The sequence below is a fragment of the bacterium genome (assembly GCA_019912885.1).
GTDB lineage: Bacteria > Lernaellota > Lernaellaia > JACKCT01 > JACKCT01 > JAIOHV01.
The window spans coordinates 1-25,648 of the sequence record JAIOHV010000173.1; the positions used below are offsets into that span (position 1 = coordinate 1).

The following is a 25,648-nucleotide window of genomic DNA, read 5'->3' on the forward strand; positions in this document are numbered from 1 at the left end:
TGTCTACCTTTCGTCGCTGCGCCTCGTGGCCGCGGCGCCGGTTCTCGGCGTGGGCGCGGGGATGTTCGGCGATGCGTTTGCCGTTGTCCGCGCGCCGTCGATCCTCGCGCGTTACGAACACGCCCACAGCGACTACCTCGAAATCCTGTGCGAGACCGGCCCCCTTGGCCTTGCCGCGATCGCGGCGATGATCCTGTGGACCGTCGTTGCGTCGCTGCGGGCTCGCGCGCGGCGCACCAGCCGGTTCGCGCGGTCGATCGCCTTGGGCGCGCTGGTCGGCGTGGTGGCCGTCGGCGCGCACGGGCTCGTCGATTTCAACTTCGCGATCCCGGCGAACCTCGTCACATTTTTCGCGCTCCTCGCCCTGGCTTACGTCACGGCGACGCGCGTGCTGAAGAACTGACCCGTGCGCCGCGTTTTCGCCGTCATCGGCCTTGCCGCCGCCGTTCTCGTTTGCGTCAAGGGCGCGGCGACGCTTGCCGGCGCGTCGGCCCTGGAATCGGTGCGCGCGCGCGCGCGCCACAGCGTCGATCCCGTCGGCCCCGAAGATGCCCGCAAGCGCTGGCGCCGGCTGTCGAGTGCGATTCGCCTCATTCCGGGCGATCCGGATGCGTGGGAAACGGCAGGGCGATATCTCCACCGCGCCGCCGAAAGCGCGAACGCCCCGGTGGCGGACGCGATCGAGAAAAGCGTCGTTGAGGCGGGCTCCCGTTTTTCGGCGCCGGAGGCCGGCGATGTCGCCGCCTGCGAACCGTCAGGCGGCTTGGGCGGGCATGATCGCGATCGCCGGGCGCGCCTGCTTTGCGCCGCTTTGGTCTGCTACGAGCGCGCGGCGAGCGCGAACGCCCTGGCGGCCGGACCGCGCTTTTGGGGATCGATCGCGCGCGCTCGCCTCCAATCATTTTCGAAAGCCGACGAAACCGCGATCGACGCCCAATTCGAGACGATGGAAGAGGCCCTTGCGCTTGACCCGGTACGCCCCGATCGCTTGCGCGCGGCGGGCGATCTTGCGCTTTCGCTTGGCCGCGACGATCGCGCGGGCCGCTGGTATCGAGCCGCGCTCGCGCTTGGCCTCGACGACCTGGAGCGGATCGTCGAATCGCTACTGCATTCCGCGGGCGGGATCGAGGCGGCCGTGGCGGTTGTGCCCGACAGGGCGCGCGCGCAGCATCGCCTCGCCGAGTACCTCGCGGATCGATGGCGATTCGACGAGGCCGAGCGAGCGTACGGACGCTATCGCGAATTGGCCGGCGCGCCATTCGCGCGCGACGACGATCTCGTGCAAAACGGCACTTTTGACAGGGAGTTGGACGAGACATTTCCGCGCTGGCGCATCGTTCCGGCCGAGGGGGCGCGCGTCGCGCGAGCCCGCGATGGCGGCGGCCCGGCGCTGCACGTTCGCCTTGGCTCCGATGTCGCGCACTGGTTTCACGCCTGGCAGGATATTCCGCTAAACCCCGGGGGGCGCTATCGTCTGACTGTGGAAGGCACGGCAAGCGGCGCCGGAGCGGGTGACGCGCTCGGCGTGGAGGCCGTGCATCCGCTCGACGCGGAACTGTTCGCCGCGGCGGCAACGAAAAGCTACGAACCCGGCGAGCGCGGCGGGGCGTTTTCGATCGAAACGGAATTTGAGGTTCCCGTCGACATGAGCGCCATGCGTATCCGCCTGCGCGCGGTGCGTGGCGAGCGCCGGCGGGCCGACGAGTTGAACATCGCGTGGCGGCGCGTCGCCGTGGAGCGCGTCCCGGAAAACAACGAAACGGAATGGGCGACGGATGCCGAAAGTCACGGTTCTGATACGGGCCAAAAATGAAGCGCGCCAAATCGGGGCGACGCTCGACGCCGTCCTTGGGCAGCGCGGAGTCGAATTCGACGTGCTCGTGCTCGATTCCGGAAGCACGGACGAGACCGTCGCGCTCGCGCAAAAACGCGGTGTGCGCGTCGAGACGATGCCGGCGGAAGAGTTCACTTACGGGCGCGCGCTCAATCGCGGCATCGCGGCGACGGACGCGCCTATCGTCGCGCTGCTTTCGGCGCACGCACGTCCGCTCGATCGCGACTGGCTCGCGAACATCCTTGCGCCATTAGACGATCCGGCCGTCGCGGCGGTGACCGGCAAGCAGCTTCCGCGCCCGGATTGCAATCCGTTCGACCGGCGCGGTCTGCGCCGGCGCTACGGCCTTTCGCGCCGTTATCTCCACGCGGGCTCCGCGATCACGCATTCGAACGCGAACGCCGCGATCCGGCGCGCCGACTGGGAACGCGAACGGTTCGACGAAACGCTTCCGTATTCAGAGGATCTCGCCTGGTCGCTTTGCATGATGGCCAACGGCCGGCGCATCGTTTACGAGCCGACCGCCGCCGCGTACCACAGCCACAATGAGACGCCCGCCGAGCTTTTCCGCCGCTTCCACGCGGAGTCCGCGGCGCGCGTCGCGATCGGACAGGCCGGTTCGCGCTACCGCTTGCCGCGCCTTGCGTACGATCTCGTCGCGGGCGCCGCCTACGACGCGATCACGGCGCTCGCTCGCCCGGCCGACTGGCGCTATATCCCGCACGCTTTCGCGCGGCGCCATGCGATCAACATCGGCCGCTATTGCGGATCGCGAGGCATTCCGCGCGTTCCGGGCCGCCGACCGACAAGCCAGGCGCTTTCGCGCGTGGGGCTGATCGCGTGGGACAAGCTCAACGCGACGCTGCAACGCCTGGCTCCTTATGTCGTCCGCGCGACGCGCAAGCACGTCAGCGCGATCCATCCCAAGCACCTGCTGCGCGACAGCCAGGCGCATTACTGGTACGGCGATTATCTGACCGGCGGGCGGCTTCTGGATATCGGCTGCAATCAGGGGATGCACGCGATCTGGGCCGCCAAGCGGATGGACGAGGTCGTCGCGTTCGATCAGGACCGGCGCGTATTGGAAGTCGCGGCGTTCAACTCGAGGTGGGAGGGGCTGCGCAACGTCACGCTGCTGCGTCTTTCCGCCGAGAAATCGCTTCCGTTTGCCGACGCGAGCTTCGATGTCGTGCTCGCGTTCGATGTGATCGAGCACCTCGAAAATCGCCGGGCGTTCCTTGGCGAGATCCGTCGCTTGTTGAAGCCGGGCGGCACGTTGCTGCTGTCGGCGCCGAACGCCGATACGCAATACAAGCGCTGGAAGAAGGAAGCGGGGCTGCGTTTTTACTGCGACCCGACGCACGTCATCGAATACGGCGACGGCGAGCTCGAGCGCGAGTGCGAGGAGGGTGGCTTCGCCTGCGAGGCGCGCCGGCCCGTCGTGCTCGATACACCCTGGTACGGCGTCTTCGATTTTCTGGGCGGATTCTCGCTGCCGCTTTATGAGCGTTTCGATCAATACAAGCGCGACGCGATGGAATACCGCCCGGGCGACACGACCGGATATCGCGTCGTTCTTCGCCCGCGCCCCGTCGAAAAGGCGCCGGGAAACAGGACGAGCCGCAAACGCCCGAAACGCGGCGAGGCGCGTGCCCGGACCTGATGCGCATCTTGATGCTCAGCGAATATTTTCTGCCGCACTCGCCGGGTGGCGCGGAGTGGAGCGTCTTCCATCTGGCCGGCGCGCTCGCACGGGCCGGTCACTCCGTCCGCGTCGTCACGCCCGACCTCGGGCGGGTCGAGCAATCGCGCGCGGGAGATATCGACAAGCGCCTCGCGGCCTCCGGAGATGCGTATGTGATTCGTTTTCCCGTCCGCGTCACGATGGGGGATCCGCCGCGCGCGTTCGCATCGTACGTATTCGGCAATCCGTTTTTTCAGGCGCGTTTCGCGCGGGCGGCGCGATCGGCCGCGATCGAGCACAAGTCAGAGATCCTGCACGCCCAGGGGTACGACAGTTTCGCCGCCACGCACCGGGCGGCGCGTTCGTTGGGCCTGCCGTGCGTCGCGACGGTGCGCGATTACCGGGCCTTGTGCCCGATTTCGATCTGCCTGCACGATCAGGATCGGGCCCCCGTGGGATGCGGAGCCGGCGATTTCCGCGGATGCCTGCGCGCCTACAACGAAATTTACGGCGTTGAGGTTTCGGGCATGAGCCGCGCGCGCCACGACGTTCGCCGCCGCCTGGAGTGGGCGAACCGCCAACGCGCCGTCCGGGCAATCATGAACATGGACGGCGCGATCTTCGTCTCCCGGCGCGTTTTCGACATCTACGGCGCTTCGCGTCTGACGCCGCCGTTCAGCCGTGTGATACCCAATCTCGTCCCAATGAGCGAATCGACCCTGCCGCCGGAGCGCGACGGCGCGGCGCGCGAACCGGCCTCGCCGGATGCTGCGGCCTTTCGCGCGCGTCTTGGCCTTGCGGGCAAACGGGTGATCGCGTTTGTCGGCCGCTATTCGATCGGCAAGGGCGCGCGCGTGCTGACAAGCGCGATGGAGATCGTCGCGGCCGGCCGCGACGATGTGGTGTGCGTCGTCGCGGGAAATCGCGAGGAGACGCGCGCGGCGCCGTCGATGTTGTTTGCCGGGCGGCTTCCGCAAAAGGATATGCGCGCCTTGTACGCGACGGCGGAGTTTGTCGTTTTGCCGTCGCGCTGGCAGGAGCCCTTTTCGCGCGTGCTGCTCGAAGCCGCGGCGGCCGCGCGACCGATCGTCGCGGCCGACGCGGGCGGAAACGCCGAAGCGGTGATCGACGGCGTCACGGGGCGTCTCGTGCCGCGAAATGATGCGCCCGCGCTGGCCGACGCGATTCTCGCCATGCTTGAACTCCCGGAAGACGCGAGGCGCGCGATGGGCGAGCGCGCACGAGACCATACCGCCGCGCACTTCGGCGAGGCGGCGGTCGTGCCGGCCATGGAGGCGTTTTATCGCGACGTGCGGGCGGGCGCTCGCGAGGACCACGGATGACCGATCCGCGCCCGATTCGCGTCTGTTCGCCGCAGATGTCACTCTCGCCGGAGAACACCTACGGCGGGGGTATATTCCATCTGAAGCTTCTCGAGGCGCTCGCCGAGCGAGGGACGCCGTGCGTCATTCCACTCGCATTCCGGTCACAGTACGAGCCGCGCCCGAACTGGGACGTTCTGGTCATTCCCGTCGAACGCACCTACAAGCTCGGGCCGATCATCAGCAACGCCGTTTTTTTTCTTGCGCTCACATGGTTGTGGTTCGGCGCGCGGCGCCGCTTCGACATCGTGCGCGTGACGGATCCGTATTACGTCGGCCCCGCGGCGCTCGCGTTCCGCGCCCTGACCGGCGTGCCCTTGGCCGCCAATGTTTTCCATCTCGAGGACAACGAGCACATCCGGAATTTCGTGGTGCGTCATGTATGCCGCCGCTGCAACGGCGTCATTGTGACGAGCGAGTTTTCAAAGGCGCAGGCTTCGTCCCGCCTGGGGCTCGACCCGGAAAAGATCTATGTGACGTACGGCGGCACGACGGAGCTTCACGCCGCGCCGCGCACGCCGGAGGACGCCCGGCGGGCCGTCGGACTTTCCGGCAAACGCGTTTTCGGATTTGTCGGCGCCCTCTCCGAGCGAAAAAATCCCGGATATCTCCTTGAGGTGTTCGCGCCGCTCGCGCGGACGAATGCGGATCTGCATCTCGTGATCGTCGGCGACGACGCGCCGGGGGAAGAGGGTTGCCGCGAACGCTTGATGCGCCGCGCGACGACACTTGGCGTCGAATCGCGCGTGACGTTCACCGGGCGAATCGCCAACGATCGCAAGGCGCTCTACGCACGCGCGATGGATCTGTTCGTCTTTCCGAGCCTGCTGGAAGGATTCGGCCTTGCCGTCGTGGAACTGATGGCGCTGGGCGTTCCCGCGGTCGTATCAAATCGCGGATCGCTGCCGGAGGTCGTCAAGCACGACGTGACGGGGCTCGTGCTGCCACTCGAGGATCGGGATCGTTTCGGCGCCGAATTGGCGTCGCTGCTTGCGGACGACGCGCGCCTTGCGCGCTATGGCGACAATGCGCGGCGCGCGGTGCGTGAACGTTTCACGTGGGAACGTTGCGCCGAGGAAACGGACGCGATTCACGATCGCCTCACACGCAAGCGGCGGCGGCGGATTCTCGCCGTCGTTCTCAACGCGGGCGACGGAGCGGAGACGATGCGCCGCGAAGGACAGCTCGCGCGTTTCAACGATAACTACGTCGCCGCGTGGTCGCGCGCGTTCGATCGCGTGGACGTGTACGAATACGGCGCAAGCGGCGAAACGCCGTTTCCGAACGCGCATTTCGTTGCGGGCCGGCCGCGTTGGCGCGGCGTGGCGTACGGCCTTGCGCTGCCCTTTTTGCATCGGCGGCGGATTCGCCGTGCATCGCTCGTCCGCGCGATGCATGCCGGGGCGGCGCTTCCGGCCGTGATCGCGCAAATGCTCTGGCGTCGCCCGCTCGTGGTGACGTACGGATATCGATACGACGCCTTCATGCGCGAAAAAAGGCGTCCGCTCTATGCGCGCTACGCGGCCTTCGTGGCGAGGCGCGCGATCAAACGCGCGCACGCGGTTATCGTTACGAACGCTTCCCTCGAAGCGCACGTGCGCGCGTTGATCGGGCCCGAACGCGTGCATCTGATTCCCAACGGGGTGGATACGGAAGCGTTCGCGCCAAACGGCGCCATCAGGCGCGACGGCAAGGCGACGGTGGTTTTTGTCGGTCGGCTCGAGCCGCAAAAGAATCCGTTGCTGCTCGCGGCGGCGCTTGCGCCGATGCGCGAGCGGGTGCGTCTCGTCGTGGCGGGGGACGGAGCGTTGCGTTCGCGCCTGGCCGATGCGTGCGCCGGTGCGGGTATCGAAGCGGACCTGCGCGGAACGGTTCCGCATACGGAACTGCCGGCGTTGTTGGCGTCGGCCGATGTTTTCGTGCTTCCAAGCCGCATCGAAGGTCACCCGAAATCGTTGCTCGAGGCGATGGCGGCGGGCTTGCCGTGCGTCGGGACGCGCGTGGCCGGAATCGAGGACGTGTTGCGCGACGGCGAAACGGGACTTCTCGTGCCGCCGGACGACGCGGCGGCGCTTTGCGATGCGATTGAGCGCGTGCTCGATGACAAAGAACTCGCGCGAACGCTTGGCGCGGCGGCGCGAAAGGACGTCGAGACGCGCTACGATCTGCGCGCGAACATCGAGCGGGAGATCGCGCTGCTGAACGCGGTGGCGATGGGCGTCTCATGAGCGCTCCCAAGGTCTTGTTCGTCTTCAACCGCGCGCGAGGCGAGTTGCAGGCGGCGTACGAGCGCGGCGAAGCGCCCGATCACGCGCTTTACGCCATTAACGCCATGCGGCGACGCGGATTCGAGCCGTGGTTTTCGGACGCCGGGCAGCGGATCCGGGGCATCGCTCATTTATGGGTGCGTGCCGCGCATGTGCTTTCCGACGGCGGGCGTCGCGTCGGTTTTCACGCGTGGCAGGAGCGATGTCTGCGCGGCGACATGGCGCGCGCGGATCTTATCTTCGCGACCGCGGACAGCTCCGCGCTGCCGATCCTGGCGCGCAAGGCGCGCGGACGCGTTCGCGCGCCGGTCGTGTACGCGACGATCGGCCTGACGCACGGCTTTCCCGAGCGGCGCGGCGCTCTCTGGCGCTGGTATCGGCGGCTGCTGCGCGAAGCCGCGGCGATCGTTCACTTCGGTCACGCGGAGGGCGAGGAGCTTGCGCGGATCTTCGAAGTCGAGCCCGCGCGCCGGCATTTCGTGCCGTTTTGCGTCGATGCGGGATTTTTCGTGGACGATCCCTCCGAGGAAGACCGACCGTTGTCGTTCGGATTCGACACGCGCCGCGATTGGAAACTGCTTGCGTGCGCGATCGAGGGTTCAGGCGTAAAGCTGGACGTACACGCCTACACGGACGTCGCCCAGCGCACGTCGTGGCCCGCCGAGGCTCGCGTACTTGCGCCGATTCCCGTACCGGAAATGAAACGGCGCGTCGCGCGGGCGCGATTTGTCGTATTGCCCGTGGAAGAAAATCCGTACACCGGCGCCACCATCGCCCTGCTTTCCGCGATGGCCGCGGGCAAGGCCGTCCTCGTCACGCAAACGGCGGCGATCCGCGAGGGTTACGGGCTCGTCAATCGCGAGAATGTGCTTCTCGTGCCGCCGGACGACGCGCGGGCGATGCGCCGGGCGATCGAAGAGTTGAACGAGGACGCGGCGCTGCGCGCGCGGCTTGGCGAACGCGCGCGGGCGCATGTGCGCGAGCATCTGGATATCGAGAGGATGGCGGATCGATTCGCGTCCATTTTTCGCGGGGCGCTTTCATGACGCACGCTCCCTGGACGCGGCGCGTCGGCCGGCTTCTGCGCATGGATTTCGACTACGTCGCGCACGGCGGCTCCTGGCTGACGGCCGATCACGCCGTCAATGTCGCCACGAGTTTCGTGACGACCTACGTGCTCGCGAATGCCATCGAGCCGGAATCGTACGGCGCCTACCTCTATATCCTCGCCATCGCGATGTTCCTGCTTCCGTTGACGTTGACCGGCGTGTCGAATGCGATGATCCGCTCGCTCGCGCGCGGATTCGACGGCGTGTTCGCGCGGGGCGTGCGCCGCCGCCTGGCATGGTCGCTCGCGGGCGGCGGAATCCTGGTGTTGCTCGGGCCCGTCTTCGCGCTGACGGGGCGCGAAGACCTTGTCGCGCCGGCCATCGCCGCGGGGATCGGATTCGCGCTGGCGTTCGGCGCGGACGACTACAAAACGTGGTATCACGCGCGGCGCGAATTTCGTTCCTACGCGTTTGTGAACGGCGCGATCAACATCGCCGTCGCCTCGGCGACGATGGGCGCGGCGCTCGCAGGCGGCGGCCCGGCGTGGATCCTCGCGGCGAATATCGGTACGCGCGGCGCGGCGAATTCGATCGCGACGCTCGCCGTCTGGCGGCGGCGCGCGAACGACAACGTTGAGGAAGGATTTGACGCGTTCGGGCGGAATCTGTCGTGGATCGCCGCGCTCAACAACGTGTCGTTCACGATCGACCAGGTTCTCGTCGGGACGTTCTACGATCTTCCAGTCATGGCGGTTTATGGCCTCGCGACGCGGCTTTCCGAGCCGTTTCGCGTCATCGGCACGGTAATCAACCGCCTCGCCTGGCCCAAGGCGGTGACGCTCGAGGCGCGCGACGCGGCGCGCAAATTCCTGTCGAAGCTCGCCGTGCTGGTCGCCGTGCTTACCGCGCTTGCGCTCGTGACGGCCGCGGCGTTTCCCTTTGTGCTGCGCTTGTTCTTTCCGGCGTACGCGAATTCGTGGCCGCTTGTTTTGCTGATGATCGCGTCGGCCTTATTATCGGTGGTCGTCACGTATCTGGAAACCTACTACATCTCGCAGGACCATTTGCAGCGAACGTATTACCTGGCCTCGACGATTCGCCCGACGTTGACGATCGCGCTCATCGTTCCGTTTCTGGCGATCTGGGGCATTTACGGCGCCGTCATAGCCCGGCTTGTCGTGCGGTTTGGCGCGTGCGTTGTCCTGACGGCGCGCATGTTGCCCGAGCGCCATCGCGTGCCGATCGCAACGGAGCCGGCGCCGTGAGCGCCGCGGCTCGCGAAATGCCGCGTGCATTCGCGCTCGTCCCGACGCGATGTGCGCTATGCGGCGATCCGCGCTCTCGCCTCGTCGTGCGCGCGCGCGATCCGCTGGGCTTGTTCCCGGGCGAGGCAAACGTCGTGTCGTGCATTTCGTGCGGATCGTGGCGCGTCGATCCCGCGCCCGCCGGCGATGACATTGCGCGGCTTTACCCCGACGAATACCGCGCGCATCACGCGAGCGGGCCCGATCTGCCGGCGACCGCGGTGCCGAGCACGGGCGATCGCCTGCGCCGCGAGTTCGCCGAATGGGCGGCGAGCGGCCGGCGGAGCATCTGGCTTTCTCCCCTTGGCGCCATCGGGCGTCTGGCGGCGGCGCGCCTGTTTCATCTTACCGGGCGCGGGCGATTCAACATGCTCGCGTTCAACGGCGCGGGCCGGCGCTTGCTCGATGTCGGTTGCGGCGCGGGCGACCTGCTTGCGCAGTACGCCGCGCGCGGATGGGCGGTGATCGGCGTGGAGCCGTCGGCCGCGGCGGCCCATCGCGCCATCGCGCGCGGATACCCAATCGTCAACGGCACGTTCCCGGAGTCTTCGGCGGCGCTCGCGCGTTTTGCGCCGTTTTCCGCGGTGGTGATGTCGAACGTCATCGAGCATCTTCCCGATCCGCTCGCGGCGCTGGGCGCGGCGCGAAACCTGATGGAGCCTGGCGGCTTGCTACTTGTCACGACGCCGGTGACCGACGGAATCGTTCAGCGCCTATTGACCGAGCACTGGTACAACCTGGACGCGCCGCGTCATCTGCATCTGTTTTCGCGGAAGAATCTCGATGCACTCTTGCGCCAGGCGGGATTTTCGCCGATCGCCCACGCACCGGCGACAAGCGCGCGCGCCGTATTGCGAACGCTCGCGGCGGCCGCGCGCCACGAGGGGCGTGAGGACCGCGCGGCGTATCTGGAGTCGAGCGGCGCGGTCTTGCGTCTTGCGAACGCGATCGTGTTTTTCGCCGATCGGACCGGGCAAGGCGATGTCGTCAGCGTGTTGGCGACGCGAAACGCGGAGCGAGCCCCATGATCGACCCGCGTGAGGAATCCGGGCTTGCGCGCATCGAGCGCGAAGTCAAAAAGGAATTCGGCAAGGCGTTTGACGCGCGCTCGGCGGCGAGCCGGCGCGAGGAAACACTTCGTTACTGGTCGCGTTTCGATCTTGCGAACAAGACGGTTCTCGACGTCGGCGCGGGGCATCCCGTCGTGCCGGCTCTTCTGACGTCGATCGAGCCGACGCTGCGCGTGGACGCGGTGGACGTGTCGCCCGATTTTGAGGCGCACGCACCCGGCGCCATCCGCGCGCTTGGCGGCGACCCGGCATGCTTTCGCTTTGTGACCGCGGATTTTTACGACATCGCGCGACTCGCGCAGGAGGGCGCGCTGCGCCGGCGTTACGACTTCGTTCTGCTCATCGAAACGCTGCACCATTCGTTGCGCAAATCGCTGCTGCTCAGGACGCTTACGCAGGTGATGGACGCCGGCAGCCTGATGGTGTTGCTCGAACCGGCGCTTCCGGTGATCGGGCGGCGGCGCGCGTACGACGAAAGCCGGTGGGCGCGCGATCTCGGCTACATCGAGGAGCCGGTGACGATGTCGGAATATCGCCGCGCGTTTCGCGAGGCCGGCCTTGATATCGTGTCCTGCGAATACGAGCGCTCGCGCGAGACGGGACCGCGCTCGTGGAAGCGGCGGCTTTTCCCGGCGCCTATGTACGATGTTTATCGCAACCGCGTCCGGGCGTTGTGGGCGCTGACGAGTTTCACCATCGTTTGCAAAAAGGCGGGCGGGCGATGATCGAGGAGAGTCGCCTGCGCCTGACGAGATTCGAGCGGCTTGTCCGGCGCGCGGCGCGCGATGTCGAAGAAGCCGCCGCGTCGATTCCGCGGCGTTACTGGGAACTCGCGACGATGTTCATTTTCGCGATCGTCCTTGCGGCGCTCGCGCTCAAGAGCTTCATCCTGGCTTTCGCGCTCATCGTCGCGATGCTGGCGGCGCTGATCCTGGTCCGCCGGCCGACGCTGCTCGTCTATGTGCTTATCGCGATCATCCCGATTTCGTGGGTCAACCTGTTGGGTCGGCGCCTTCGCGTTATCACATTCATGACGGCGATCGGATTCGCGTTCTTCATGTCGCGCGAAATCATCCGGCGCAAGCCGGCGCGCGTGGAGCCGCTGTACGTCGCGATCGCGGCGTACGTCGCGATTTGCCTGCTTTCGCTCGTCAATTCCGTCGACGTTCGCTTTTCGCTGACGGGAATGAAGTACTACATCATTTCGCTCGTTTTCGGATTGACGCTCATCATCGCCGTTCGCGACCGGCGGCAACTGGCGATGTGCGTCGCGATTCTGATCGGGTGGGGCGTCGTGCAGTCGCTCCTGGCCGTGGCGCAGTCGGTGATTTCGCCGGCCTTTTTCCCCGCTTACCACTTCGACGTGTTCGGCATGGACATTGTGACATCGTACGCCGTCGCCGGCATCCGGCGCGCTTCGGGCACCTTCGAATCGGGGCCGCGCCTTGCGATGTTTCTCCTGTTGCCGCTCGCATTTTCGATCACGTTCTTTTTTCGCGATACGCTTGGACGACGCGCGTTATGGGCGCTCGTGCTCATCGCCGTCGCCCTTGGGCTTTTCGTCAGCTTCACGCGCATCGCCGTCGTGCTTGGCGTGGGCTACATCGGGCTTTATTACTTCTTCGAACGCAACAAGGCGCTCGTGTGGCGAATGGCGCTGACCGTCGGCCTCGTCGCGGCGATCATCGGCATCATTCTTCAGTTCATCCTTCCGGAGACCATATCGGAAGCGATGGGAGCGCGCTTCACGCAGGAGGGCGATCAGGTTTATCTCGACCGTTTCTACTTTCTGTACAACGCGCTGATGGCTTTTCTGGAAAAGCCGATTCTCGGCTGGGGCATCAAGACCTACACGCTGCACTCGTGGGATTTCATGCAGCGATTCCCGGTGCCGTGGCGCGAATATTCGTGGGACGCCGCGTCGCTTGCGATGCCCGACAACGTGCCGGTGCACAACGATTACGGCCGCATGCTCGCGGAGACGGGCATTTTGTCGCTGGCGGCTTTCATCGCCGTTTACGTCATCACATTTCGCAACTACCGATTCGTCATCCGCCATACGCGCAACGAATTCGACGCCGCGATCGCGGTCGGTCTGACTCTCTTTCTGGCGGCCATGTGCGCGTACTGGTTTTTTCACGAATACATCATGGAGGAGCCGTTTGTTTCGGTCTTGCCGTTTGCGTTCTCCATCGTGCTCAAGCGCCTGACGGAACAAGACATGGCGGCGGCTGACACGACATGACGCCCTCGTTGCGGGTTCTGTTTCTCGGCAACTGGCCGCTTGCGTCGGCGGGCGACGATTCGGGTTTCGCGTTCTTCGCGCATTTTCAAAGGCCGCCGCGCGTCACGTTGATGGGCACCTACCGGCTTGGTCCCATCACGCGGCTTGAAAAGACGTGGCTTCGTTTTTATCTGGTCGCGCCCCTTGTCGCTTTTATTCGATCGTTTCGGCACGACCTTGTCGTCGCGTATTCGTCGCAAGTCGGCCTGCCGCTTTCGCTGTTGTTTCACCTTTTTCGCCGTCGCACGAAGCTTGTTGTTTTCGATGTCGAGTCGTTTGGCCGCGTCGAGGGCGGCTCGCGGCTTCGTTTGGTCCGATACGCGGCGGCGCGCATCGACCGTATCGTGCACGCGAGCGCGCGGCAGCGCGAATATTACGAACGCGTGTTTCCGGAGATCGGGGAACGCTTGCGATTCATTCCGATCGGTATCGGACCGTATCGGACAACACGGCCGGCGGGCGCGCCCGCGAGCGGGCCGATTCTCGCGCCGGGGCACCACGGGCGGGCGTTTCGCGACTGGGCGATGCTGTTGCGCGCGTTCGCACCGATTTCCGGCCGCGCGCGATTGCTCATCGTCGGCCGGGAACGTCTGCGGGAAATCGATCGCGACGGCGTACCCATTCCGGAAAACGTCGAGTTTCGCCCTTTCGTCCCGGCGGACGATCTCGGGCGCCTGGTCGAGGACGCGCCGTTTGTCGTGTTGCCGCTTCCGGAGCGCCGGCAGTCGCTCGGGCAGCTCTCGGCGCTCTTTTGCATGTCGATGGGGCGGGCCGTGATCGCCACGCGCGTCATGGGCGTGGAGGATTATATCGAAGACGGCGTAAGCGGCCTTCTCGTGCCGCCCGGGGACGACGCCGCGCTTGCGCGCGCGATGCGGCGGCTGCTCGACGATCCGGACGAGGCGTCGCGTTTCGGGGTGGAGGCGCGGCGACGCATCGATACGCGTTTCAACGATCGAGCGATGGGGCGGGCGTGGGAAGTGATGATTGATGAGTTAATGGGCGCCGTGCCCGCGTCCGGCGGTCAGCCGACGGGAATACCACAGGCATCGGTGACACACGCCTCGAGGCCGCCGCAATCGCCGGAAAGCTCGTAGTCGTCGACGCAATCTCCGACGCAGGCGACATTACCGGGCTCGTCGTCGCATCCGGCCTTGCATTGCGCCGTGGACAGCGGCACGCCGGTTACATCATCCGGGACCGCCAGACCGCACGCGGACAGCGCGTCGCACGCGTTTTTGCAGCGTATCTCGGGTGTCGCGCCGTCGTCCGTTTCGCCGTCGAAGGCGTCGTCGTCACCGCAGGTATAAGTCGGGGCGAGCGCGCCCAGCGCCGCGAGGCAAACAAGCGCAATAACCAATCGGGATGCGAGCGTCATGCGCCCATCATAGGCGGCGCCGCGCGATGCCGGAAGCATGCCGGGGGACTTGGCGCAATGCGCGCATCTGTTAGGATGCCGCGCTCGGAAGCCATGAAGACGCAACGCCCACGATCCATCCGTTTGCCCGTTCTTGCCGTCGTCATTGCCGTTTCGATTCTCGCGGGCGGATGCTCGAAATTCGAAACCGACGCGCGGCCCAAGGTCGCGCTGATCGGACTCGACGGCGCGGATTGGGACGTCATCGACGAGCTTATCGCGGCGGGCCGCCTTCCGACCATCAAGCGCCTCATGGACGGCGGCGTACGGGCGAATCTGGAGACGATCGAGCCGATCCTTTCGCCGATCGTCTGGACGTCGATCGTCACGGGTGTGACGCCCGAGCGTCACGGCATCACGTGGTTCATGGTGCGCGATCCGAAGACGGGTAACCCGATGCCGATCACGAGCGCCAAGCGCGACGTGCCCGCGCTGTGGAATATCGCCTCGCGCCTGGGACGGAGCGTCGGCTTCGTGGGCTGGTGGGCGAGTTGGCCCGCGGAGACGGTGAACGGCTTTGTCGTAACCGATCAGGTCGCGTGGCACGGATTCGGCCTCGGGTTGAACAAGGACGCCGCGTCCACCTCGCGCACCTACCCGGAGTCCATCGCCTTCGAGATCGAAAGCGACATCGTCAATCCGCTGCTTCAGCCGAAGTCGATGCTTGATCCGTTCATGAAGATTTCGGATCTGGAATACGCGGCGAGCGCGAACCGCGCCTTCGATTTTCAGAATCCGCTGCATCACTTCATGCACATGCTGGCGACGCTGCGTTCGTATGAGGCGATCGGCGAAAAATTGTACGAGAAATACCAGCCGGATCTTTTCGGCATCTATTTCGAATCGATCGACACCACCGGGCATCTGTACATGAAGTACCGCGCCCCGCGAATGGAGGGCATTTCCGGCGAGCTGTTCGATAAATACAACGACACGCTGAACGCGGTTTACGAGCGCAACGACAAGGCGCTCGCGCGCCTTCTCGACAAGCTCGATCCGAACACGATCGTCATCGTCTGTTCGGACCACGGATTCAAGAGCCGCGAGGACCGCCTGGCCGAGGCCGAAAACACGAAGGTATCGACCGCGCACAAGTGGCACGAAATCGAGGGTGTCGTTCTCATGAGTGGGCCGGGGGTCAGGCAGGGCGTGCGTTTATCGGAGACGCCGTCGATTCTGGATATCACGCCGACCGTTCTTTACGCGCTCGATCTTCCGGTCGCCGAGGATTTCGACGGCAAACCGATTCTCGCGGCGTTCGAGGAGAAATTCGTCGCCAAACGCCCCGTCACAAAACTTCCGACGTACGACACCGGCGAGATCCGCGCGGATGCTCCGGCGATCGCTCCGGAGCTATCCCGCGAGATGGAGGAAAAGCTCAAGAGCCTCGGCTACATCGGCGGCGAGGAAACCGCGGCGGAACGCGCGACGGAATTCGATTCCATCGAGACGCACATGAACCGCCTGGACATGTTCCGCAAGAAGGGCGACCGCGACGGCATGATGCGCGAGGCGCGCGCGATGGTCGGCATGGATCCGGGCGATCCCCGCGCGCACGCCGCGCTCGGCGACGCGTACGCGACCGGGGGCGACACAAAAAAGGCGCTCGAGTCGATCTCGACGGCGGAAACGCTCGTGGAGAAGTACATGAAAGATCCGCCGGTCGACGCGCACGGCCGGCCGAAGTACCCGGTGGCCGACGATCATCTGAAAAGTGTCCTCGCCAGCACGCGCGGGGTGCTGCATCTGAACGAGAAACAATATGACGCCGCGCTCGCGGAGCTGACGCGCTCGCGCGAGCTTGACGACGACAACGTCATGGCCTGGTACAACATGGCGCTCGCTTACGACAGGATGGGAAAGATCGACAAGGCGTTCGAGTTCTATCACGAAAGTGCCAAACGATTTCCTGATCACGCGTACACGCTGAACAATCTCGGCAACATGCACTTCAAGCGCGGCGAAACCGAAAAGGCGATTGAGTACTACGAACGCACGGCAAAGGCGGATCCCAAACATCACGAATGCCATCACAACCGGGGCGTGGCGCTGGAGAAGCTCGGCCGCGTGGAAGAGGCGGAAGCGAGCTTTCGGGCGTCGCTCGAACGCAATCCGGATTTCGTGCCGGCGCTGGCGCGTCTTGGGGTGGCTCTGATCCGGCGCGAACGCAACGACGAAGCGCTCGAGATCTTTGAAAAACTCGCGGTGCTTTCGCCGGACGACCCGCGCGTTTTGTTGCAGCTTACGGAACTTCATTACGCGGTCGGCCACGCGGACCGGGCGCATGAGCTCTACGCGCGGCTGAACACGAAATCGCCGAAGGCCGCGGAGGCTTTTCGCGGCAAACACCCGGAATTCGACCCGAAATAACGGCGAATACGCGTGCGTCCGCGCCGGTTTGGCCCCCCGGTGACATTGACAAAACCCCGCCGAATCCGAATCATTCGGAGCGCTTCCGAACCGTTCATCCGATCCCGCAAACCGCTTGACCCGCGCGAGGAAAGACGTGCCGAAGAAATATGTATTTCGATTCGATTCGGGGGGCGCCGACGGCTCCGCGAAGATGAAAGAGCTGCTCGGCGGCAAGGGGGCGAACCTCGCGGAGATGTCGAACCTGGGCATCCCCGTTCCCGCCGGCTTCACCATCAGCACCGACGTGTGCACCTATTATTACGAGCACAAACGAAGCCATCCGAAGGAGTTGGCGTCGCAGGTCGAGAAAGCGTTGGCGAGCGTCGAGAAGATCATGGGGCGGAAATTCGGATCGCCGGAACGCCCGCTTCTCGTGTCGGTGCGCTCGGGCGCGCGCGCGTCGATGCCGGGGATGATGGACACGGTGCTGAACCTCGGCATCAACGACACGATCGTCGAGGGATTCGCCCGGGAGAGCGAACGCGCGGCGTGGGATTGCTATCGCCGGTTCGTGCAGATGTATGGAGACGTCGTCCTTGGCCTGCGGCCGGAAAATAAGGACGAGGCCGATCCATTCGAGGCGATCATCGAACGCGTGAAGCGCGATCGGCGGATCAAGCTCGATCTCGAGCTCGATGTGCGCGACCTGCAGCGGTTGGTGGACGAGTTCAAGACTGCGATCAAAAAGCGCACGGGCCGGCGCTTTCCTGATAAGCCATGGGACCAGCTCTGGGGCGCGATCGGCGCGGTTTTCGGATCGTGGAACAACGAGCGCGCCAACGTTTACCGGCGCCTCAATCGCATACCCGACTGGTGGGGCACCGCGGTCAACGTGCAAGCGATGGTGTTCGGGAATCTGGGGGACGACTGCGCGACGGGCGTCGGCTTTTCTCGCAGTCCGGCGACGGGCGAAAAGGCGTTGTACGGCGAATATCTGCGCAACGCACAGGGCGAGGATGTCGTCGCGGGAATTCGGACGCCGCAGCCGATCGTCGCGTTGAAGACGGAGTTGCCCGACGCGTATCGCGAGCTGGACGCCATCGTGCGTCGGCTCGAAGCACATTATCGCGATATGCAGGACATCGAGTTCACGATCGAACGCGGCAAACTGTGGATGCTGCAGACGCGTAACGGCAAGCGGACGGGATTCGCGCACTGCCGGATCGCCGTCGATCTGGTGAAGGAAAAGATGGCGTCGCCGCGAGAGGCCCTGACTCGGTTAATCCCCGACGCGGGCGCGCTCGAGCAGTTGCTGCGTCCCGTGTTCCGGCCGGACTCGCTTGCCGCGGCGAAAAAGGCGGGCCGGCATATCGCCAAGGGGTTGGCCGCGGGGCCCGGCGCGGCCAGCGGGCGCGTCGTGTTTCACGCGGAAGACGCCGTTGCGGCGCATCGGCGCGGGGAGAAGGTGATTCTCGTCCGGCTGGAGACGAGTCCGGAGGACATTCGCGGCATGGAAGTCGCCGCGGGCATCCTGACCGCGCGCGGCGGGCAGACCTCGCATGCGGCGCTCGTCGCACGGCAGATGGGAAAGGTGTGCGTGTCGGGTTGCGCCGATCTGGATGTTTCGTACGTCGCGCGCGAGTTGCGTTCGAACAGCCATCGCGTCGCCGAAGGCGATTTCATCAGCCTCGACGGATTTTCGGGAGACGTCTACGAAGGCGCGATCGACGTGATGCGCTCGGAGGTCGAGCAGGCCTTGTTCGGCAAGGGGAAGGAAGCGGAACGCGCGAAGAAATCGACGACGTTTCTGGCGTACAGCCGGCTCATGAGCTGGTCGGACAAATTCCGCCGCCTTCGCGTTCGCGCGAACGCGGATCAGCCCGACCAGTCGGAGGAGGCGGTGGTCTACGGCGCGCAGGGCATCGGCCTTTGCCGCACGGAGCACATGTTTTTCGGCGGCGATCGCATCGACGCCGTGCGCGAGATGATCCTCGCGAACGACGCGGACGGCCGAAAACACGCGCTCGACAAGCTGCTGCCGTATCAGCGGCGCGACTTCATCGGCATCTTGCGCGCGATGGGCCGGCGCCCGGTGACGATCCGCCTTCTCGATCCGCCGCTGCACGAGTTCCTGCCGCATGGCGAAAAGGACATCGCGGATCTGGCGAGGAAGCTGAAGCGCCCGGCCCAGGAACTGCGCGCCAAGGTCGAGTCGCTGCACGAGTTCAATCCGATGCTCGGTCACCGCGGCTGCCGGCTTGGCGTCGTCTATCCGGAGATTTATCTGATGCAGGCGCGCGCGATCGTCGAGGCGGCGATCGACGTGAAGAGCCGATACGGTATCGAGTGCCGGCCGGAAATCATGATTCCGCTTGTCGGGCATTTCAAGGAATTGCAATTCCTTCGCGGGCGCATCGAGGAGGAAATCAAACATGTCCTCAAACGGCGCAAAGCGAGGGGGCGTTTCCCGATCGGCACCATGATCGAGCTGCCGCGCGCGGCCGTAACGGCGCACCGAATCGCGGAGTTCGCGGACTTCTTCAGCTTCGGCACGAACGATCTGACGCAGACCGCGTTTGGCCTCTCGCGCGACGACGCGGGACGTTTCCTCCCCAATTACGTCGATAGCGGCATCCTGCCCGAGGATCCGTTCGTGTCGCTCGACGTCGATGGCGTGGGCGAACTCGTGCGTCTTGGCATCGAACGCGGGCGCGCGTCCAATCCGAAGTTGCACGTCGGCATCTGCGGCGAACACGGCGGCGATCCGGCAAGCGTCCACTTCTGCCACGATGCGAAGATGGACTACGTCTCCTGCTCGCCGCCGCGCATTCCGATCGCCCGACTGGCGGCGGCGCAGGCCGCGATCGAGGAGGAAAAAGCGGCGGATTCGACGGCGAAAGTTGGTGAACTCGCGAGCCCGCCGGCCCGGGCGAAAAAAGCAAAGGTCGCCAAAAAGACCGATGCGCGCGTGACGGCCAATCGGACAACGGCGTCGGCCGCGAAGAGCGGGCAATCCAAACGCGCGAAAGGCCGGTCGGCCGCCGCGCGCAAGCGCTGAGGGCCGCAAGGAGCAGGTCATGGCAAAGATCGCGAATATCACGGCGCGTGAGATTCTGGATTCGCGCGGCAATCCCACGCTTTCGGCGACAGTGACGCTGGACGACGGAACGCGCGCGGAAGCGGCCGTTCCGTCCGGCGCGAGCACCGGCACGCACGAGGCCGTCGAGCTGCGCGACGGCGATAAATCGCGGTATCTCGGCAAGGGCGTAACGCGCGCCGTTTTCAATGTGACCGGCGAAATCCTCGGCCGCCTTCGCGGGATGGACGCCGCGGCGCAGGGCGATATCGACCGCGCGATGATCGAACTCGACGGCACGCCGAACAAGGGCCGCCTGGGCGCCAACGCGATTCTCGGCGTGAGCATGGCCGTCGCGCGCGCACACGCGATCACGGCGGGGCAGGAGCTGTTCCGCGCGCTGCCGTCGGGCCGCGGCGCAACGATCCTTCCGGTGCCGCTCATGAACGTCGTCAACGGCGGGCAGCACGCGGACAACAACGTGGACATTCAGGAGTTCATGATCGTGCCCGCGGGCCGGCCGACGTACGCCGAGGCGCTGCGTTGCGGCGCGGAGGTCTTTCACCATCTGAAAAAGGTGTTGGGCGACAAGAGTTACGCCACCTCCGTCGGCGACGAAGGCGGGTTCGCGCCGAACTGCAAGAACAATGAGGAGCCGCTCGAACTGATTCTCGCGGCGATCGAACGCGCGGGATATCGGCCGGGCGAGGATGTCTTCCTCGCGCTCGATGTGGCGGCGAGCGAATTTTTCGAAAACGGTGCCTACACGATGGCCGCCGAGGGGCTGCGCCGCGCGCCTTCGGACGCGGTGATCGAATTTCTCGCGAAGATCGTCGCGAAGTACCCCGTCATTTCCGTCGAGGACGGTCTTGCGGAGGACGACTGGGAAGGCTGGCGGCGGCTGACCGACGAACTCGGGAACAAGGTGCAGCTTGTCGGCGACGATCTTTTCGTCACGAACCCGCGGCGCCTGTCGCGCGGCGTCGGGGAGAAGATCGGCAACAGCATCCTCATCAAGCTCAACCAGATCGGCACCGTGACGGAAACGATCGACGTCATCAACGCCGCGCGAGACGCGGGGTACACGAACGTCGTGTCGCATCGCTCGGGAGAAACGTGCGATCCGTTCATCGCGCATCTGGCGGTCGCGTGCGACACCGGGCAGATCAAGACCGGGTCGGCCTCGCGCTCCGAGCGCCTGTGCAAATACAACGAACTTCTTCGCATCGAGGACGTTCTCGGCGGCGACGCGCGTTGGATCGGCCGGGAGGCGTTCGCGCGGTGACGCGCGCCATCCCGGCCTCCGTCACGCCCGGCGGCGCGAATGCGGGGCGGTCCCCGGGATCGATATCGTCATGACCGTCGCGCGCCGCGGCCTTGTCGTGTGCCTTCCCAGCTATAACGAGGAGGGCAATCTCGCCGATCTCATCCGCGATACGCACGACGCCGTGCCGTACGCGTTGATTCTTGTCGTCGACGACGGCTCCACCGATCGCACGCGCGCGATCGCCGCGGCCGCGGCCGGGACGTACCCGGTCGTCGTCGAGCCGCACGCGCGAAATCGCGGCCTGGCCGAGGCCATGCGAACGGCGCTAATACGCGCGCTTGATCTTGTCGATCCGGATGGGTTTGTCGTTTCGATGGATGCGGACGGATCGCATCGCCCCGACCAGATTCCGCAATTGGTCGAAGCCGCCCGGCGGGGCGCCGAGCTTGTTGTGGCGGGCCGCTATCTCGAGGGCTCGACGGTCGCCGGCGTGCCGTGGTTTCGCAAGATCCTGTCCGTCGGCGCGCGCGTGTTCACGCGCGTTGCCCTTGGCAATCTGCACGTGCGCGACGTGAGCTGTGGCTATCGCCTCTATCGCGCCTCGCTTGTCCGGCGCGCCTTCGAGGCCTGGGGCGAGGGGCTGATTGTGTCGCCCGGCTTTTCCGTGAACCTCGAACTGCTCGTGAAGATGTCGCGGATCGGCGCGCGCGTCGATCAAATACCGCTTCGTCTGCGCTATGACCTCAAGCAAGGCGAAAGCAAGATCCGCATCGTGCGGACGGTGATTCAGTATCTCCGGGTATACGCGCATCTCGCCCTCGCGCGGCCTCCCCGTCTGCCGGCCCCGACGCCGCCGGCATGACATCGCCGCGCCCGTATCGGCGGCCGTTACGCGTGTTGCCGGGCGCGATTGTTTTTGCCCTGGCCCTTGTTCCGCTTGCTCGCTTCGTTCACGCCTTCGCGACGCGCGTCGACTTTCCGTTTGATCTGGAATGGATCGAGGGGCACATGCTCGCCATGGCCACGCGCGTCGCGCAGGGCGGGGCGCTCTATCCCGAACCCTCGCTCGACTACATCCCGGCGCCGTATTTTCCGCTGTATTTTCTTGTCACCGGCGCGCTCGTGAAAATCTTTGGCGCCGAATTCTGGACCGGGCGCGCCGTTTCGTTCGCCTCGACGATCACGCTTGCGGGCGTCATCATATACAGCGTCCGCGCGCGCGCGGGCTGGTATGTCGGCGCGGCGGCGGCGGCGTGTTATTTGAGCGCGTACACGCTGTTGCGAACGTTTCCCGACCTCTTTCGCGTCGACGCGTTTGCGATGTTATTTCTCGTGGCGGCTTTTGCGGTCGCCGATCCGCGCGGATCGACGCGGCGCGCGGCCGCTGCCGCCCTGATCCTGGCGATTGCGACCTTCGCCAAGCAAAATGGTTTGCTGTTTTTTCCTCCGCTCCTTTTCGTCTTTTTCGTCGCGAATCGAAAAAACGCACTCGTATTCGCGGCCGTCTTCGCGGCGCTTGTCGGCGCGTTCGTTCTTGCCTGGCAGGCCACAAGCGACGGGTGGTTTTGGCGCTACACCTTTCAGCTCGTCAAGGGCAACGTCCTTGATGAGCGCGTGCTCGGCGCGCACCGCGAAATCCTCGGCGAGTGGCCGATTCCCATCGCGCTTGTCGTCGCCTCGGTTCTTTGGCGTTTCTGGAGGCGCGAGTGGCGGTGCGTGTTCGAGGATCGCTGGCTCGCGTTTTTCGCCGCCGCGTACGCGGTTTCGTATCTGTTCCGGATTCAGGCGGGCGGAGCGGGAAATTCGCTGATGCCGGTCGGCGCCGCGGCGGCGATCGCCGGCGGCGTCGGCGTCGCGGATCTTTTCCGCGAGCGCGCGGGCGCAACGGCGCGCGAGAGGTTATCGACGCCGCCTGCGGCGTGCGTCATCGCGATCTTGCTCGCGGCGCAGATTGCGCTGCAATGGTCGTCGTATGAGCGCGCGACCATCTCGCCAAACGAACAAAAGCGTGCGGAACGATTGATGGAGCGCATCGATGCGCTCGACGACGCTTACTACATGCCGGGGCACGTCTTGCCGCGCGGCGACACCTTCTGGATCCATGAGATGTCGTGGCGCGATTTCGCGAATTCCGCGTGGGGACGCCCGATCGCCCTGCGTCTTGCCGCCGAGCTTCGCGAGCGGCGGGTTCCGTATTTCATCGAGGAACGAAACCGCGCCGCGCCCGCGCTCCTTCGGCCGATGCTCGACGCCGATTATGACCGCGTCGAACGCCTGCCGTTCGTGCGCATGTCGGCCGCCACGCGTTCGTCTCCCGGTTATCTTTACCGGCGCCGTTAACGCGCATTTCCACACGCCGGTGGCGCCCCTATAATCGCGGCGTGCGTCGCCGACTTTCCATCGCCATCATTCTTGTCGCCCTTGCCACGGGCGGATGCTTCGATCTCGAAACCGAGATTCGCATCTTGCCGGACGGTTCGGGATTCCTGACCGGCTGGGTGCGGATGGACCGGCGCGACGCGATCCTCGCTACCGCCGTCGGCGGGCGCGGACTCGCGGCGGAAACCGCGAGCGCGGCAAGCGCGCTTGCCGAGGCGGCGGGCGCGGCCGACGGCGTCGATCTCATCGACCATTCCTTTTACGAAGAGGCCGATCGCGCGGTGTTTCGATACCGCCTGGTTTTCGACAATCCCAAGGCGCTCAACGATTTTCTGAACGGCGACGCGGCCCGGGAAATGCCCTTATTGCCGGCGGCTGCCAAACTGGAGATGACGGGCGCGCGCTGCGGCGATTTCTCCGTGCATCTCAATCTGGCGCAGCGCGATCCGCGCAAGATGGTCGAGCCGGACCCGACGGCGCTTTCGAATCTCGATGCCGCGACGTTCGATCTGCTCGTCGAGAAGATGTTCTCCGGCTCCATGCGGCTTCGCGTCGCGCCGCCGGGGAAGGTGCGTTCCTCGAATGCGCCGATGACGGACGCGCAGGGGTTGCCAGTCTATGAAAAGCGCCTGCACGGCGTGCTGACAAGCGGGCTGTACGCCCAGGTTGAAAGCGCGCTCGATTGCGAGACGATGACGCCCGGCGTCGAGCCCGCCGAAGGCGTGACCGTCGGGCCGGCTGCGACCGCCGACGAGGTCGTGCGCGTCATGCGTTCGCTTCCGCATTTCGCGCAAGCGCATCTGGTCCTGACGCAAACCGACGCGAAACACGCGCGCTGGGGCGTGCGCGTCGACGCCAAGTCGGCGACCAAGGAGGCGGTGGAGTTCTATTTGCCGTTAATCTTCGCGCTGTTTCCCGGCGCGGCGACGCAAATGGAATGGACGGCGGCCAAGGCCGCGGGGGACACGTATCGATACGAATTTTTCGCGAAGGAGCCGCTCGATTTTTCGAAATTCGCGAATCCGTTCGTGTACGTCGGAAAGGACGGCGGCAAGAACGTGTTCCGCATGCGCCTGCCGAAGTTTCCGCACATCTCGACGCTGCCGCCGGACGCGCCGTCGCACCGCGTGCTTTCGGTCGAAGTGACGCTCGTCGATCCGATCCTTCAGACCAACGCCGACACGCACGAGGAGAACAAGGCGGCGTGGCGCATCACCGATCAGATGCTTCGCGAGCCGATCGTCCTGGAGGCGATCACGGAATGAAGGTTCATTGGGGGGAACTCTGGAAGCGAATCGCGCGAGCGGATGATGACCTTCCGGGCTGGATCGCGTATTTCGTCGTGCTCAATCTTCTCGTATTCCCGATTTTCGTTGCCGGGGCTTACTTCGGTGCGGGCTTTGGTCTTGGATCCGCGATCATTCTCGCCATCGTCGTGCAAACGATCGTGACCGTTACCTTTTGGAAGGGCGTTGGGAAGGCTGGTGGTATAGGCGCCTGGCTCTACGGGACCAACGTACCCGCGGACACGGAAAATATTGATTTCGAGCACCAGCGCCAGCTCGCCGCGGCAATGGAACGGCGCGGCGACTGGGAAAGTGCCATTCGCCACTACAAGTTTACATTTCAAAGCGAGAAGAATCCGGCTCCGGAGTTCGCCGCCTATCGACTGGGAGTCATCTACGGCCAGCATGTCGGCCGGCACGAAGACGCGATTTTCTGGCTGCGCAAGGCGGCGGGGATCATCAAGTCGCGCGAAGGCGAGGATGCGGATCATGTTCTGTGGGACGATGTGCAACGCGAGCTGGCCGCCGCGATGCAGTTCGCCGGCATGGACGACATGAATTTCGCGCGGGAGACCGAGACGATTCGAGCGCACCTCGAGGCCGGGCGCGCGGACGAGGCGCTCGCCGCTTCGCGCGAGTTGTGCCGGCGCGTGCCGGATCGAGCCGACTCCTGGTTTCTCGCCGGATTGGCCGAGGCGCGCGCCGGGCGGATCGGCATGGCCGTCGAGCATTACAAGCGCGCGTCCGCTTGCGATCCGACGCACCTGCGCGCGCTATTCAATACCGCCGCCGGCTTTGACCGCATGGAGCGCCCTTACGAGGCGCGCGAGGCGTGGCGGGCGTATCTAGACGCGGCGAAGGACAACTCCGACGAGACGGAGTTCGTCGCGCAAGGCACGGCGGCGCTTTCGCATATCGAAGCGGAGATCATGAAGCCGTCGTTGATCCCGACCTCGCAAGACGAGACGGAACTGTAGGCGGCGCGGCGGGCCGGACG

At 65.3% G+C, this 25,648-nt stretch carries 19 protein-coding genes; 18 read left to right on the plus strand and 1 reads right to left on the minus strand.

Annotated features, from left to right (window positions below):
• The 11 genes from K8I61_15175 to K8I61_15225 all read left to right on the plus strand — a co-directional run.
• Nucleotides 1-403: O-antigen ligase family protein (locus K8I61_15175; protein ID MBZ0273379.1), on the plus strand; the 403-nt coding region annotated here is incomplete at its 5' end.
• A gap of 3 nt (nucleotides 404-406) precedes the next feature.
• Nucleotides 407-1,813 carry a hypothetical protein gene (locus tag K8I61_15180; GenBank protein ID MBZ0273380.1) on the plus strand — a complete coding sequence of 469 codons (1,407 nt, stop codon included), beginning with the start codon at nucleotides 407-409 and terminating at the stop codon, nucleotides 1,811-1,813.
• Complete coding sequence (locus tag K8I61_15185; protein MBZ0273381.1) at nucleotides 1,776-3,497, plus strand: methyltransferase domain-containing protein; 1,722 nt, start codon at nucleotides 1,776-1,778, stop codon at nucleotides 3,495-3,497. Before K8I61_15180 ends, K8I61_15185 begins: the two co-directional genes overlap by 38 nt.
• Nucleotides 3,497-4,861 (plus strand): glycosyltransferase family 4 protein, encoded by a 1,365-nt coding sequence (locus K8I61_15190; protein ID MBZ0273382.1) that lies wholly within the window; start codon nucleotides 3,497-3,499, stop codon nucleotides 4,859-4,861. Before K8I61_15185 ends, K8I61_15190 begins: the two co-directional genes overlap by 1 nt.
• Nucleotides 4,858-7,128 (plus strand): glycosyltransferase family 4 protein, encoded by a 2,271-nt coding sequence (locus K8I61_15195; GenBank protein MBZ0273383.1) that lies wholly within the window; start codon nucleotides 4,858-4,860, stop codon nucleotides 7,126-7,128. Before K8I61_15190 ends, K8I61_15195 begins: the two co-directional genes overlap by 4 nt.
• Entirely contained in the window at nucleotides 7,125-8,213 is a 1,089-nt protein-coding gene (locus tag K8I61_15200; GenBank protein ID MBZ0273384.1) for a glycosyltransferase family 4 protein, read from the plus strand. Before K8I61_15195 ends, K8I61_15200 begins: the two co-directional genes overlap by 4 nt.
• On the plus strand, nucleotides 8,210-9,481 hold the full coding sequence (locus K8I61_15205) for a lipopolysaccharide biosynthesis protein (GenBank protein MBZ0273385.1): 1,272 nt from the start codon (nucleotides 8,210-8,212) through the stop codon (nucleotides 9,479-9,481). Before K8I61_15200 ends, K8I61_15205 begins: the two co-directional genes overlap by 4 nt.
• Complete coding sequence (locus K8I61_15210) at nucleotides 9,478-10,548, plus strand: class I SAM-dependent methyltransferase (GenBank protein ID MBZ0273386.1); 1,071 nt, start codon at nucleotides 9,478-9,480, stop codon at nucleotides 10,546-10,548. The genes K8I61_15205 and K8I61_15210 overlap by 4 nt, the downstream gene beginning before the upstream one ends.
• Nucleotides 10,545-11,315: a class I SAM-dependent methyltransferase gene (locus K8I61_15215; protein ID MBZ0273387.1), complete on the plus strand. Its 771-nt coding sequence runs from the start codon at nucleotides 10,545-10,547 to the stop codon at nucleotides 11,313-11,315. Before K8I61_15210 ends, K8I61_15215 begins: the two co-directional genes overlap by 4 nt.
• Nucleotides 11,312-12,835, plus strand: coding sequence for an O-antigen ligase family protein (locus K8I61_15220; protein MBZ0273388.1), 1,524 nt, complete (start codon nucleotides 11,312-11,314; stop codon nucleotides 12,833-12,835). The genes K8I61_15215 and K8I61_15220 overlap by 4 nt, the downstream gene beginning before the upstream one ends.
• Nucleotides 12,832-13,971, plus strand: a complete 1,140-nt coding sequence (locus tag K8I61_15225; GenBank protein ID MBZ0273389.1) for a glycosyltransferase family 4 protein — start codon at nucleotides 12,832-12,834, stop codon at nucleotides 13,969-13,971. The genes K8I61_15220 and K8I61_15225 overlap by 4 nt, the downstream gene beginning before the upstream one ends.
• Here the strand turns inward: K8I61_15225 and K8I61_15230 are convergent.
• Nucleotides 13,899-14,252 carry a hypothetical protein gene (locus K8I61_15230; GenBank protein ID MBZ0273390.1) on the minus strand — a complete coding sequence of 118 codons (354 nt, stop codon included), beginning with the start codon at nucleotides 14,250-14,252 and terminating at the stop codon, nucleotides 13,899-13,901. The genes K8I61_15225 and K8I61_15230 overlap by 73 nt on opposite strands.
• Nucleotides 14,253-14,375: 123 nt before the next feature.
• On the opposite strand from K8I61_15230, the gene K8I61_15235 reads away from it, so the two are divergent.
• The 7 genes from K8I61_15235 to K8I61_15265 all read left to right on the plus strand — a co-directional run bounded on the left by K8I61_15235 (nucleotide 14,376) and on the right by K8I61_15265 (nucleotide 25,628).
• Nucleotides 14,376-16,661: an alkaline phosphatase family protein gene (locus K8I61_15235; protein ID MBZ0273391.1), complete on the plus strand. Its 2,286-nt coding sequence runs from the start codon at nucleotides 14,376-14,378 to the stop codon at nucleotides 16,659-16,661.
• Nucleotides 16,662-16,797: 136 nt separating this feature from the next.
• Nucleotides 16,798-19,701 carry a pyruvate, phosphate dikinase gene (ppdK, locus tag K8I61_15240; protein MBZ0273392.1) on the plus strand — a complete coding sequence of 968 codons (2,904 nt, stop codon included), beginning with the start codon at nucleotides 16,798-16,800 and terminating at the stop codon, nucleotides 19,699-19,701.
• Nucleotides 19,702-19,720: 19 nt separating this feature from the next.
• The gene (eno, locus tag K8I61_15245) at nucleotides 19,721-21,004 is read left to right on the plus strand and encodes a phosphopyruvate hydratase (GenBank protein MBZ0273393.1); all 1,284 of its coding nucleotides are present in this window, start codon (nucleotides 19,721-19,723) and stop codon (nucleotides 21,002-21,004) included.
• A gap of 70 nt (nucleotides 21,005-21,074) precedes the next feature.
• The gene (locus K8I61_15250; GenBank protein ID MBZ0273394.1) at nucleotides 21,075-21,848 is read left to right on the plus strand and encodes a glycosyltransferase; all 774 of its coding nucleotides are present in this window, start codon (nucleotides 21,075-21,077) and stop codon (nucleotides 21,846-21,848) included.
• Nucleotides 21,845-23,326: a hypothetical protein gene (locus K8I61_15255; protein ID MBZ0273395.1), complete on the plus strand. Its 1,482-nt coding sequence runs from the start codon at nucleotides 21,845-21,847 to the stop codon at nucleotides 23,324-23,326. Before K8I61_15250 ends, K8I61_15255 begins: the two co-directional genes overlap by 4 nt.
• A 41-nt stretch (nucleotides 23,327-23,367) precedes the next feature.
• On the plus strand, nucleotides 23,368-24,630 hold the full coding sequence (locus K8I61_15260; GenBank protein MBZ0273396.1) for a hypothetical protein: 1,263 nt from the start codon (nucleotides 23,368-23,370) through the stop codon (nucleotides 24,628-24,630).
• The gene (locus K8I61_15265; GenBank protein ID MBZ0273397.1) at nucleotides 24,627-25,628 is read left to right on the plus strand and encodes a tetratricopeptide repeat protein; all 1,002 of its coding nucleotides are present in this window, start codon (nucleotides 24,627-24,629) and stop codon (nucleotides 25,626-25,628) included. The genes K8I61_15260 and K8I61_15265 overlap by 4 nt, the downstream gene beginning before the upstream one ends.
• The last annotated feature ends 20 nt before the right edge of the window (nucleotides 25,629-25,648 follow it).

Bases quoted from the DNA above. Each gene is read 5' to 3' on its own strand.
- K8I61_15255 (MBZ0273395.1), top strand. From the start codon at position 21,845: ATGACATCGCCGCGCCCGTATCGGCGGCCGTTACGCGTGTTGCCGGGC.
- K8I61_15190 (MBZ0273382.1), top strand. From the start codon at position 3,497: ATGCGCATCTTGATGCTCAGCGAATATTTTCTGCCGCACTCGCCGGGT.
- K8I61_15195 (MBZ0273383.1), top strand. From the start codon at position 4,858: ATGACCGATCCGCGCCCGATTCGCGTCTGTTCGCCGCAGATGTCACTC.
- K8I61_15230 (MBZ0273390.1), bottom strand. From the start codon at position 14,252: ATGACGCTCGCATCCCGATTGGTTATTGCGCTTGTTTGCCTCGCGGCG.
- K8I61_15185 (MBZ0273381.1), top strand. From the start codon at position 1,776: ATGCCGAAAGTCACGGTTCTGATACGGGCCAAAAATGAAGCGCGCCAA.
- K8I61_15225 (MBZ0273389.1), top strand. From the start codon at position 12,832: ATGACGCCCTCGTTGCGGGTTCTGTTTCTCGGCAACTGGCCGCTTGCG.
- K8I61_15250 (MBZ0273394.1), top strand. From the start codon at position 21,075: ATGACCGTCGCGCGCCGCGGCCTTGTCGTGTGCCTTCCCAGCTATAAC.
- K8I61_15215 (MBZ0273387.1), top strand. From the start codon at position 10,545: ATGATCGACCCGCGTGAGGAATCCGGGCTTGCGCGCATCGAGCGCGAA.
- K8I61_15265 (MBZ0273397.1), top strand. From the start codon at position 24,627: ATGAAGGTTCATTGGGGGGAACTCTGGAAGCGAATCGCGCGAGCGGAT.
- K8I61_15200 (MBZ0273384.1), top strand. From the start codon at position 7,125: ATGAGCGCTCCCAAGGTCTTGTTCGTCTTCAACCGCGCGCGAGGCGAG.
- K8I61_15220 (MBZ0273388.1), top strand. From the start codon at position 11,312: ATGATCGAGGAGAGTCGCCTGCGCCTGACGAGATTCGAGCGGCTTGTC.
- eno (MBZ0273393.1), top strand. From the start codon at position 19,721: ATGGCAAAGATCGCGAATATCACGGCGCGTGAGATTCTGGATTCGCGC.
- K8I61_15205 (MBZ0273385.1), top strand. From the start codon at position 8,210: ATGACGCACGCTCCCTGGACGCGGCGCGTCGGCCGGCTTCTGCGCATG.